This is a genomic window from Pseudorhizobium marinum, assembly GCF_000705355.1.
Lineage (GTDB): Bacteria > Pseudomonadota > Alphaproteobacteria > Rhizobiales > Rhizobiaceae > Neorhizobium > Neorhizobium pelagicum.
Genome location: NZ_JMQK01000004.1, coordinates 43,371 through 56,684, shown reverse-complemented (window position 1 = coordinate 56,684; position 13,314 = coordinate 43,371). Strand labels below are relative to the sequence as shown.

The 13,314-nt window shown below is 62.6% G+C and carries 3 protein-coding genes; 1 reads left to right on the top strand and 2 read right to left on the bottom strand.

All coding sequences use genetic code 11. From position 1 onward, the window contains the following. Nucleotides 1-1,740 carry a type I secretion system permease/ATPase gene (locus EO99_RS0105955; RefSeq protein ID WP_029617726.1) on the bottom strand — a complete coding sequence of 580 codons (1,740 nt, stop codon included), beginning with the start codon at nt 1,738-1,740 and terminating at the stop codon, nt 1-3. A gap of 77 nt (nt 1,741-1,817) precedes the next feature. Further along, nucleotides 1,818-11,546 (bottom strand): peroxidase family protein, encoded by a 9,729-nt coding sequence (locus tag EO99_RS0105950; RefSeq protein ID WP_029617725.1) that lies wholly within the window; start codon nt 11,544-11,546, stop codon nt 1,818-1,820. 373 nt (nt 11,547-11,919) lie between these two features. Here EO99_RS0105950 and EO99_RS0105945 point away from each other — a divergent pair, with 373 nt between their 5' ends. After that, nucleotides 11,920-13,314 (top strand): sensor histidine kinase, encoded by a 1,395-nt coding sequence (locus EO99_RS0105945; protein ID WP_051679716.1) that lies wholly within the window; start codon nt 11,920-11,922, stop codon nt 13,312-13,314.

The window sequence follows — 13,314 nt, the reverse complement described above, 5'->3', positions numbered from 1 at the left end:
CTATTCGGCCGCAACCGCACGGGCGGGCCGCTCGGCTGATGCAGTCCGTTCGACCACCAGCGGCCGCACCTTGTTGGGCTGGACGATCTCGTCCTTGGGGCCGAAGGCCACCAGGCGGCCGTTCTGCATCACGCCCACCATGTCGACGGCCTGCAGCGCGCTGGGCCGATGGGCGACGATGACGACGATGCCTCCACGCTGGCGTACGGATGCAATCGCCAGGCTCAGCGCTTCCTCGCCGTCCGCGTCGAGATTGGAGTTCGGCTCGTCGAGGACGACGAGGAAGGGATCGCCGTAGAGGGCACGGGCAAGCGCGATGCGCTGGCGCTGACCCGCCGAGAGCGCAGTCCCATGCGGACCCAGTTCGGTCTGATAGCCGTCCCGCAGGTGCACCACCATTTCGTGGATACCCGCCGCCTTGGCGGCGCTGATGATGGTGCGCGCGTCCGGAACTTCGGCGAAGCGAGAGATGTTTTCGGCGATCGTGCCCTCCATGAGAGACACGTCCTGCGGCAGATACCCCACATGACGGTTGTAGAAGCCTTCGTTCCATTGGCTGAGGTCGGCGCCGTCGATCCGCACCGATCCCCTGAGAACCGGCCAGATCCCGAGGATGGAGCGGGCAAGCGTGGTCTTGCCGCCGCCGGAAGGGCCGATCAGGCCCATTGCCTGCCCCGCATTCAACGAGAGACAGACATCGCTCAGAAGCACCGCTCCGGAGCTCGGCGCCACGGTGGTGATGTTGTCGACGACGAGGCTCTGGTGGGGGTTAGGCAATTCGACCTGGCCCGACGTGTCCTTGATGACCGCAAGTGTCTCCGCCAGCCGGCGGTGGCTGCGTCGTGCGCTGACGATACCCTTCCACTGGGCGATGATCTGGTCCACCGGGGCAAGCGCGCGCGCCGTGACGATCGAAGACGCGATGATCGCACCTGCCGAGAGATCGCCCTGGATGGCGAGATAGGCTCCCGTGCCGAGGACCGCAGACTGCAGCATCATCCGCAGCACCTTCGACAGCCCGGACAGCGTACCGCTGATGTCGGACGTGCGGGTCTGGCATTCGAGATGGCTGCGATTGGCCTTCTCGAAACGGTCCACGGCTCGCCCGGTAATGCCCATGGCGTGCAGGATGTCGGCGTTTCGCGCGTTGGAGTCCGCCACGGAATTGCGCGTCACCGAGGTCCGGATCATCGACTGGGCACTTCGCCGCGTCATCAGTTCGGCACTCAGCGTGATCAACCCGAGAACGATCGCCCCCCCGATCGTCAGGAGGCCGAGCACCGGATGCAACAACCAGACGAAGGCAAGGTAGATGGGCATCCAGGGAATGTCGAAGAGAGCGATCGGCCCCTGGCTCGACAGAAATCCCCGGAGCGTATCGACGTCGCGGCCACGCTCCATGGCTTCCGACGTCGAATAGCCATAGCGCGGCATTTCGATTGCCACCGTGTGCGCCAGCGGCGCAAGCTGGCTGTCGAGGCGGGCACCCAGCCTGATCAGGATCTGCGAACGCAGGATGTCGAAGATACCTTGGAACAGGTAGAGGCCGATCGCCAGCACCGACAGGGCCAGCAAGGTCGAGACGCTGCCGCTGGTCAGTGCCCGGTCGTAGATCTGCAGCATGTAGAATGCGCCGGTCAGCGCCAGAAGATTGATGACACCGGAGAGACAGAAGAGATGGATGAAGATACCTCGGGCTCTTCCGATTCCATACTGTAGTGGCTTCGTATTTGTCGTCATGACAAGTCCCCCTTGTTTGCGTTCCAGCAATGCCCCGCCCGAAGCGCGTCCGGACGGGGCCCTCCTCAAGCCCTCCGTCAGGAGACGCCGGTGAAGTCGCTGGCTGTGAGAGTGTGTCTTCCGATCAGCGTCAGTTCGAAGTCGGCATCCATGTTGGCATCGACGTTGCCGTGAATGACCGTCACCTCTTCTCCATCCCGCATCTCGACACTCACCACCACCTGACCGGCGGCGGTCAGTGTCGAGCCTGCACTCAAGGTAAAGGACTGCAGGCCGCTCAAGGCCGTGTTGCCGTCGATTGCCGAGAAGTCGATCTTGTCGCCGGGCCGGAACCCGAAGATCGTATCGCCATCGGCCGCCGCAGCTGAGGTGAACCGGAAGGTGTCGTTGCCCCCCCCGCCGTCCATGATGTTGACAGCCGTCGTTGCGGTGATGACGTCATGGCCGGAGCCGCCGACGAAGTTCTCGAACCCGTACACCACGTCGGTGCCCGTGTTGCCGCCACTGACCTGGCCACGCCCCATGAAGCCGTTGCCCAGATCGACCGTGAGATCCCCCGTTGCAACCGAGTAGTCGAGCGTATCGGAGCCGGCATCGCCCCAATAACGGTCGTTGCCGTCATTGGCGGTGGAGATGAAGAGGTCGTCGTCCTCCCCGCCCCAGGCCTGATCCTCTCCTCCTCCGGCTTCGATGAAGTCGTCGCCGAGACCGCCGTGGAGCATGTCGGCATCGGCATTGCCGAACAGCATGTCGTCGCCCGCCCCGCCGTGAAGCTCGTCTTCGCCTGCGCCGCCGCTGATCGTGTCGTTGCCGCTGCCGCCGGAGACCACGTCGTTGCCATCCTCGCCGCGCAGGATGTCATTGCCATCTTCACCCACCAGGATGTCGCTGGCCCCCCCGCCGAGAAGGGTATCCGCTGCAGCCGCCCCGGTCAGGACGTCGGCAGCAGCCGTGCCGATCAGCATCCGTGCCGCGACCGGCAATGGTTCGTTTCCACCATCCTCGTTGCCGGCCTGGTCATCGTCATCGTCATCGTCTTCACCGTCGTCCTCATCGCCGTCGGTGTCGTCGTCGTCGGTGTCGTCGTCGTCATCTTCATCTTCATCGTCGTCGTCATCGTCGCCGCTGCCGACTGGAGGCGTATCATCGTCATCGTCGTCGTCACCGTTTCCAACCGGCGGCGTATCGTCTTCGCCCTCGTCCTCATCGATCTCGTCGACCTGGAACATGTGCTCCGGCAGATCGGTCAGCCCGGTGTTGCGGGCCACGATGTCGGCGAAATCCTGGCCGTCGATGAAGTTCTGGTAGAAGTCGAAGTCGTCGAAGCGGGAGATGTAGTAGAAGCGGTCGGCATCCTGCAGCCGCTCGAACTGCTCGCTCAGCACGACCCAGAAGGTCTCGCCGACGATCCCCCCGTTGATATGCGCCTCGGCAAGGCCGCCGACCCAGAAGTCGACCCGGTCGATGCCCTTCACGATACCCGTGCCGTCCTGCTGCATCGCGACTTGGATGTCCGGATTGATTGCCTGGAACGCTGCGATGTCGTCTGCAGCGAGGATCAGATCCGGATAGGCCGCCATGAACTGGGCAATGACGGTATTGCTCAGGCCGTTGCGCGCCTGGAAATCCGCCCAGGACGAATAGGCCGAGAGATTGCCGCCGGCAAAGCCGACCGCCTCGCTGACATAGGGATCGGTCGAGGCTGCAAGATCCATGCGGATCTGGTTGAGCGTCCCGAGACCGACGTCCCACCCGCGAGCCACGTTGAAGGCAAACAGGTCGGCGCTGATGCGCACCAGGTCGTTGCGGACCGCGTCGACGATGTTGAAGTCGACGGCCTCGGAAGGCTGGCTGACATTGCCGCTGATGATGGCGTTGACCCCATGCTGGGCATAACCCGGCTGCGGAACATATCCGGGAGGCAGTGGTCCGGTGAATACGCCAGGTGCATTGCTCGGGTTCAGGAAGGCGTCGAACAGGTTGACCTGGACCGGATTGCCTTCGGCGTCGAGCACCGTCAGCTTCTCTCCGATCAGCGAATGACCGAAGCGGAAGGCGGCCGCTGCGAATTCATGGGAGATGGCCGCATTGGCGTTCGGATCATATTCCTCGAACCCATGGGTGCCTTCGCTGCGAAGCCCGCCCAGCAGCGTCTCGAGATACTCGTCGAACACCACCCGCTGGTACTCGGCCTCGTTGATCATCTTGGCCGCCTGGAAGACCTCCTCCTCGGTCCCCTCGAAGCCGGCAGCCAGCAGACCGTCCACATGATGGTTGTGGTTGCGGGCCCAGATCGTGTGGATCGAGGTCAGCGCGAAGTTCTCGTTCGCCCGTCCGTCGCCGGCGATGTAGTGGTCGAGCACATCGATGAACGGGTTTGTGTCGAGCAGCAGCGGATGTCCCGAGCCCATGAAGTTCGAGATCATCTTGCTGACGACGCCCGGATCGAAGGTGCCGGCTTCATCGTCAAAGAGCGTTCCAGTCGTGTCCGCGTCGATGGCATAGTTCGTGTAGTAGGTGCGGAAGCTGATCTGGCCGCCCGGCAGGCCGGGGTCGGTGAAGATCGTGTCCGCCTGCCAGTGATGCTGGATCAGCTCACGCAGCGTCGGCAGGAGATTGAAGTCCGGGTTGGACGGGTCGGGTGCTCCTGAGAAGAGCCGCATGCCATAGCCCTGGTTGCCGTCGCTTTCGCGCAGGAACTGGCCGACCAGGCTATTGGAGCCGTAGGCCTGGTTCTGGTCGACATAGGGCGAGGTCTGGTTCTTGTGGAGCGGCGTTCCGTCCTCGTCGTACCCGACGACCGTCGCGCGTGTCAGGTCCGCCGGATTGCCGGAGAAGGGATCCCCGCCGCCGACACCGCCGATGGCAATCGAGCCGTTGCCGCCCTTCGGCAGGAAATCCAGTCCGTGGTCGATATACTGCCCCATTGCCATGAAGAAGATGTTGGCATCGTTGCCGGCATCAGGCAGATCCGCCTCCTGGGCACCCAGGATGTTGGAGATGGTGCGTGGATCGAGCCCGTCGAAGATCGGGTTGATGGCACGGTTTCCATCTGCGTCCGGAGCGCCGTAATGCGGATTGGTGATGCGGATGAATGTCTGATCAGCCGAGCCCCAGTTCGGGTTGCTTTCGTTGTTGCCGTATCCGCTGAGTTCGCGCACCCCGGTCGGCACCTCGTCGTCGCCCTCGGAGGCAGGTACCAGTCCGTTGACCAGCGCCTTGAGCCCTGCGAGGTCGGTCGGGGTGTACTCGAATGCACCGGAGACCCCTTCGTCATTGCCACCCGCTGGCGGTGTGTTCTGGAACTGCGGCGGCACCGGCCCGGCAAAGGTGATGGAGTGCGAGCCGTTGCTGAAGGACTGTGTCCCGTTGCCGTTGTCGATCAGGGAATAGGTCGAGATGTCCTGGCCGGGGGCCAGTTCGATGACGTCCTGCGCCCGGATCGTGCCGACGATGGTGTCGTTGCCGCCATTGGAGCGGAATACGACGCGGTGCGCCGAGGTGAGGCCGGACACGTCGATGGTGTCGTCGCCGGTGCCTCCATTGATCGTGATGGTGTTGAAGTTCAGGCTTGTACCGACGAAATTGCCGAGAGGAAACACGCTGTCGTTGCCATCTCCCGTATTGATGATGATCTCCTCGACGTTGTCGAGCTCGACAGCGATCACGCCGTTCCGGGTGATCACGATCTCGGTGGTGCCGTTGATATCCGTGATGCCATTCGCCAGGGCAGCCTGGCGGCTGTAGACCACGAAGGCCTCGTTGGCCGCATCGCCATTGATGACGACGGTATCCTCGTTGAGGCCGCCATTGATGAAGTCGCGCCCGTCGCCGACAGTCCAGTGAATTTCGTCGTCGCCGGTGCCGCCATCGATGATGTCATCGCCCTGGCCGCCGATGATCAGGTCGTTGCCGCCATTGCCCTGAATGATGCTCCCCAGGACATCACCGAGGATGATGTCCGCGCCGTTGCCGCCCGCCAGAGCCCCCGCCGTGTCCCAGGTGATATCGACGTCCGCCGAGGCGGAGAGTGCGCCGTCGCTGATGGTGTAGGTGAAGTCCTTGGTGTTGTCGCCGTCCGAGCGGGTTGCCGTCACGCCGCGGGTGGCCGGATCGTAGGCAATCGTGAAGTTAAAGTCGTTCTCGACGGCGCCCGTTACCGTGAGCGGCGAGCCCTCCGCATCGGTATCGTTGCGCAACATCATCCATTCCGGGACGACGATCGGCCCGGCGATGTTCGTGACGACGTTGTCGGTGACGGCGTTCGGCGCGTCGTTGACCGACACGACGTTCACCGTTGTGGTTGCGACATTGCTGTTCAGGAGACCGTCATTGACGGTGACCTGAATGATGCGTGGCGTTTCGCTTGGCGCCTGGGAGTTGTTGCGGAACTCGATCGCCTGGATCGCCGCCTGCCACTGCGCGATGTTCGGCTCGTTGCCGGTCAGCGTCACGACGAGCTGGCCGCCAACGGTGGCGACGGTGCTGTTGATGTTACCCGGCAGGTTGCCGGGAACGTCGAAGCTGTCGCCCGCCTGCGGGTTGGTCAGCACGATGCGGGCCGACACGATCACGCCATCCTCGACGATGAGCGGGCTCGACGCGATGTCGACGTCGGCGCCGGGCGCCGCACCGTTTCCTTCCGTAAACGTCGTCATGTAGTCCATCGACGGCGCAGAGGAGAAGGTGATCGCCAGGTCGTTGACCGTGACGATGTCGTCGTTCGACGTCAAAGCGCTCACTTCGAAGCGGATTGCGGCATTGGCTGAGAACGGCCCCGCGACATCATGCGTATGTGCCTGACTGTTCGGGTGTGCGGAGGTGATCTCGTTCAACTGGACAAAGTTGGTGCCATCGGCAGCGAAGAAAACCCGCACCCACTCCCCTTGTTCCAGCCCGGACTCCGCAATGGTGTAGCTGACGGTGGCAGCCGATGCGCCGGAAAGGTCCATTGTACGGGTGATCATCGCACCGTTGTTGGCACCGGCACCGACCCCCGTACCGCTGAGCCGCATGACGTTGGTGCCAGCGCCACCGGGATCGATCTGGATCTGACCCGTTGTGACACCGCCACTGTCGCCCACTTCAACCCAATCCGGAACCCAAGGGGTCGTGCCGACCGAGTTTCCGAAGGAGGCTGTGTTGAAATCGTCCGCATACGAGCTGGAGGCACGCTGCAGGTAGAGCTCGGGCGGGGTCAGGGCAATCTCGCCATCGGCAAAGCGCAAGGCCTCGAAGTTGCGCAGCGTGTCGACACCGTCCGAAACCAGGTTGCGTCCGGTCAGCGGATCAATGACGCCGGCGGTCACGGCGTTCTGCGCGACCGTGATCGTTCCGTCCTCATTGGACGTGACCGTATAGTTTGCGCGCACGTCGCTGAAGACCGCAATGTCGATGTCGCCGATACCATCGTCCTCGATGATCTCACGCACGATATGCAGCTGGTCCGGCACGATGGTGCGGGAGATCATCAGATCGAACAGCGACTTGCCGCTCCATGCAGCCGGCCCTTCGCCGGCAGCGAACACGTGCTTCAGACTGTCGACCGTCGCAATCTCGTTTGCCGCGGAGTTTTCCTCCCCGGAGCCGGTGATCCGGATGCGGACGTTCAGCCAGGCATCGCCGTCAAGGAAATCGTTGCCGCCGTTACCCTGCAGCAGGTCATTGCCGCCGCCGCCAAGCAGGATGTTGCCTTCGTCGAAGGCGATCTCGAGTTCGCGCGCTTCGTCCGTCGCGCCTGTCGGCGCGTCGATCAGATCACCAAGCAGGGCGCGCAGCCCATCGATCCGGTCGACGCCGGCCTGAGTCAGTTCGTCCTGGAAGAAGACACCTTCCGCCGTCCCGACTGTCGCGGCCCCGCCCACGTCCGTGACACGGTCGTCGCCGCGCAGGATATCATCGTGATCCCAGCCCGACAGCGCTTCCGTCTTGTCGAACCGGTTGCGCAGGATGTCCTGCTGCTCGGTCGTGAAGATCGGCACCCGCAGATCGGCATCGGCGCCGAACGAGACGCCCTTGTAGATCGACCAGTCGAAGCCGAACATGCCTTCGTTGCGGATGACGCTTTCGCCCTGAACCATGATGTCGTCGCCGGATTCGGCGTCGAAATCATGCTCGTCATTGCCGGCGAACATCACGTCGTGGCCCTTGATGGCCGAATTGAAGAACAACTCGGAATTGTCGCCGGCCGTGGTATCGAAGCCGCCGCCGCCCTCCATCCAGTCGTCGCCTTCGTTGCCCAGCAGGAAATCCATGTCGTCACCGCCAAGGATGAAGTCGTCGCCTTGGCCCGCGAAGACCTCCGTGGCATCGACCCCGACGAAGAAGACGTCCTTGCCGGAGCCTCCCATCAGGATATCGAGCCCGTTCGAGTTGGCGATGACGTCGTCGCCCTCGTCGCCCTTCAGGAAGTCGCCGGTGTCGCCCGAATCCGTGATGATGTCGTTGCCGGCCCCGCCGTTGACGAGATCGACGCCGGCGCCCGCCTCGATGCGGTCGTCGCCCATGTCGCCCCAGATGCCGTCATCGCCGAAGTCCCCGATGATGGTGTCGTTGCCGACGGTGCCACCCAGCACGACATGCTCGCCGCCGAAGAAGCGGATGTAGTTGCTGTCGACGCCGGCGGTACCGGGGTCGTCGCGGACCACCTTTGTCAGACCGAGCGCCTCCAGCGTCGGGTCGTTCCCGAGCGGGTCGACGCCCGGTGCGGCACCGTTATAGTCCACCTGCTTGGTCGCATCCACTTCCAGCACGTAGTCGTAGGTCGCAAAGGAATCGACGCCGATATGACGTTCAACGATATCGTCGGCCGTGCCGCGGATACCGTCGGCGCCGGGATTGGCGAGGTTGGTATTGGCCATGATCAACTTGGCGAAGGAGTTCTGTTCCAGCGAGTTGAGGAAGTTCTGTCCCTGGGTGCGGGTGAGGTAGTAGAAGCGGTCCCCGTCCTGCAGGTTCTCCATCTGCAGTTCGAAGACGGCATTGAAGGTCGAGCCGAGCATGCCGCCGAAGGGCATCTTCTTCTCGGCGAGACCCCCGATCCAGAGGTCGATATCGTTGAGACCGGTATTCGCCGCCGAGAAGGCGCCGGTGCTGTTGAGGAAATCGAGGCGGTCAGACGGCGCACCTGCGCCACCGAACACGAGCAGCCAGGCGGCATCCCTCTTCGCTTCAAGCGTACCGTTTTGGGGGATCGTCGAATGCTTGCCGTAAGCGGCGATGAAGTTCACCACCGACAGCGGGTTCTTCAGGTTGGCGGCGAATTCCGTCCAGCTGGCATAGGGGGTCAGGAAGCTCGATCCGCTCGCGTCGAAGAGCTGCTGGCGCGCCTCGTTCAGCGTCGGCATGCCGGTATCCCGGCCGCGGGCGATGTTGATGGCCGCAAGATCGAGCGGCAGGCCGAGGAGATTGTTGCGCAAAGCCCCGGTGATGAACTCGTCGATCTCGTTGCCGCGCTCGATGGTCATGCCGCGCACGATCGCCGCGGCGCCCTCGTCATGGGAGATGCTTCCGTCATTGTCGAACAGCACGGGGTTGAGGAAGGATTCGATCAGGGTCAGCTGGTCGGAATCCATGATCTGGCCGTCGGGCCCGATGCGCGGCATGTTCTCCGTCAGCATCGAATGGCCGAACCGGTAGACGACGTTGGCGAATTCGCCGAAGATTCGCGGATCGACATCGGTCACGTTGTTGAAGACGAAGACATCGATATTGGGCTGGATCTTGCGCCCGAATTCCTCGAACACCAGGTGCTGATACTGCATCTCCGTGGCAACGCGGGCCGCCTGGAAGAGGCGTTCGCCATCCCAGGCGTTACCGTTGAAGAGGGTCGACGTCTCGAGGAACAGGGCCTTGTCGGTGGCAGCAGCGTATCCATCAATGAACTGAGCAAGCGTCGCCGCATCGGTATCGATCGCCAGCCATTCGTTCACGAAGTCCAGGTCTCCCGAGGTGAGGATCGTGACCTTCTGCTGATCGACCTGCCGGTTGTGTTCGGAGTGGAACACGTGATGCACCGCGGTCAGACCGATGTTCTCGTTGCCGCGACCGTCGCCGGTTATGAAGTGACGGTCGAGCAGCTCGTCGTCATAGGCGACCTTGCGGCCGCGGAAATCGGTGTCGATCGGAAGAGTATTGACTCCCTCATCCACATCGGCCGCTACAGCGGTATCACCGGCAGGTCCGGCGGGGCCATCTGGATCGAACACGGTCCCGGGCACCGCATCGTGGGCAATATCGTCGAGGAAGGCGTTGTTCGTCCGGATGGCGCCGACCGCGAACAAGTCCACGGGCGCATCCGGCGTGCCGGACTCGACGATGTCGTCATCTGTGTTTGGAATGCCATCCAGGCCAAGTCCGACTATGACCTGAGCGAACCCGGTCACCGGATCGCGGATGAATTCGCCATAGGCATCGGTGCGCAGCAACGGCACGGCGAAGACGTCCATGTCGGTGAGTTCGATACCCAGCTTCTGCAGCGCCTGCGCCTTGACGTCGCCCCAGGTCGCCAGGCCACCGTCGGCGCCGCCCAGCAGCTTGCCGGTGGCGATCGGCTTTCCCTCGGCGTCCAAAGCATATTCACGCAGGAACACCTGATGCGACGCGTGCGAGGTATAGGTCTGGTTCTGGTCGACGAAGGGCGTCGTCACGTTGCGCTGCGTCGGCTCCCCATCGGGGCCGATGACGGTCGTCGAACGCGTCAGGACCATGAAGCTGTTGTTGGGCCCGGCTTCGTCGCCTGTGCCCGCGACGCCGTCCGGGCCATGCGTCACCAGCGGATCGTCTGCGGCCAGCGGGATGTAGATCGTCCCGTTGCCCCCCTTGGAAATCAGGTCGAGGCCGTGATCGAAGAACTGGCCGAAGAAGGTCATCCAGGCGTTGAATGGGGCAGACAGGCCTTCATCGGGAGCGATATTGGGAATGTCGAGCGAGCCGTTGTTGAACGTCAGGCCCTTTTCTTCAGCCAGCGCGATCATCGCGGCCTGGGGATTGGAAGCGACGGCCTGCGCCTGCACATATTGCGCTTCGGCAACGGTCAGATCCTCCGCCTCCTGCTGGATGGCGTTAATGAGGCTGGAGGTCAGCGAGGAATCGATGTTGTTTACATAGGCAAGCACCGCCGCGTCGAGCGCCGCGTTGGCGTCTTCGAGCGCCGTCGTCGCAGCATCAAGCGCTGCCGATGCCTCGGCCAGCGACAGGTTCAGCGCCATGATCTCGGCCAGATCCGCCATCGGATCCTCTGAGCCGGCGAAGGTCAGCGCCGCCAGGATGGCAGCGGGATTGTTCATCGACATGTCGACGACGAGATTGGAAATGGTGCGCGGATCGGCGTCGGCGACGTTTCCGGTGTGGCCGCCATTGCCACCGGGCACATTAGGGTTGGTCGGCACACCGTTGATGACGCCATAATCGGTGTTGGTGACCACCGGTGCACCGGGACCACCGAACGGCATCTGGTCGCCATCTGCATTATTGATGTAATTCGGCTCGAAAAGCCGCGGCATCGGCTCGCCGGATGCGCCCCACATCTCCCGGCCTTCGACGAGATTGTTGTAGCTGCCATCCACCGTGCGCAACCCGTAGGGTACGTGCGGATCGGGGATCGCCAGGGTGAGGGCAAGGGTCGGGTGGGTGTCCGGGCTGTAGGGTGTTCCCAGTTCATCCATCGTATTGCCGGCGGCATCGACATAGACTTCGCGCAGGTCGACTGCACCCGTCGCCGCATGGGCTGTCGAGTTTGCCTCTGCGATCTTGATCTGGCGCAGGATGAACTGCAGGTCCGCGAGATTAAGAGAAAGAGCACTCATTTTCATTCCCCCCTGAGGTGTGCAACTCGACGGGAAAGCCTCATGCCTCCCGGATTCACTCACATCATGCTAGCGCAACCGAAAGCTGGGGATCAGGCCACAAAGGCTGGCGAACTTCGAGACCAAGGGGCCCTGCCAGGCGAGTCCAAAGCTGCACCGCATTACAGCCAAAGGTCCGAAAATCATCGGGACCAAAGTCCCTAGCGCCTCGCCTGGTCACATGGTTCGTTAAGGTGTGGCGCAGCATGTAACGGACACCGCCGCTGATGGGCATATCACTTTGTCCGGACACAGGATTTCGGGCATGCATTCATCCCTCAGGGGATTTTTCAGGGACAGCAGGGCGGCGAGACTTATTCGGCCCGTGAGGACGATGTTTCGCCGTGCCCGGCTGGAGACACAGTTCATCCTCATCGCGTCCATGGTCGTGATGCTGTTGATGGCCGGCTTGGCTATCTGGACGACGCGAAGCATCGAGCAAGCGGTTCTCAGAGGAGCGGGAAGTGTCGGGACCGGTTATCTTCGGACTTTTGTCGGTCCGATGCTCGGCGAAGACGAAATCCGGGCAGGCCGTGCCAGCGTTCGTCTGGAGAAGCAACTGGACCTGGTGGTCAGCCATGGCGTGCTTCACCGGCATATCGCCCAGCTGAAGATCTGGAACCCTGACGGGACCCTCTTCTACTCATCGTCTTCCGGAGACACTGCAGAGGGAGAGGGAGAGCTTTTCGCTGAGCTGGGGCGGGCATTTGCTGGCGAAGTCGTGGTTTCGAGCACCGCAGAGCCCAAACATTTCTACTCTGGCGACGAGATAGACCAGGGTCTGATCGAAATCTACGCCCCCCTCGTCGAGGACGAGGAGGGCACCGTCAGGCTCGTGGGAGAATTCTACGAAAACCCCGGCTTCCTGCTGGCGGAAATGGCGCAAGCCTGGTGGCGGACAACCTTGTACGTTCTCGCCTTCTCCCTGCCGCTGCTGGGGCTCCTCTATTGCATTGTGCGACGAGGCAGCCTGGTGATCGATCGACAGCATCTCGCCATGTGGGATGGCCTGCGCCGGGCACTCGAATTGGCAAAGCAGAACGAGCGCCTTCGCTACGACGCCGAAAGCACCCGCCGCGAGGCCGGCAAACTCAACGAGAAGGTTCTCGACCAGATCGGATGGGAGCTTCACGACGGCCCGATCCAGACCCTGACGCTGATCGGCCTCTCGCTGAGTGATCTGGTGGCGAACCAGGGACAGGCTGCTGAAATCAGGATCGCGTCGAGTTCGTTGAAGGACCTTGACACGCTGACCCGTGATGTCCTGGAGGAGATAAGGGACCTTTCCGGCGGCCTCATTCTACCCGAACTGGAAGGGCTTTCGCTGAAGGAGGCCATCATGCTCGCGGTGCAGCGTCACAGGGACCTGACGGGCCATCCGGTAGGCGTGCATGGCGACCTTCCCGACCTGTCTATCAATCACCTCAACATCTGCGTCTACCGCTTCGTTCAGGAGGCCCTGATCAATGCCCACCATCACGCCAGGGGCAATCGCCGGCAGGTTCGCTACAAGACACGGGCAGGCAATCTCCTGATTTCCGTCACCGACACGGGGGACGCCCGACCGACGCAGTCGAAGGCCAAGAAGAGGCTGCATCTGGGCACGATCACCCAGCGAAAACGCATCCGCGCCTTCGGCGGCAAGCTTCGCGTCCGACGCGGCAAGAATGGAACGATGGTCTTCGCGAGGCTGCCGCTCGACAATGATCGGTTCGAACCGGGTTCCTAG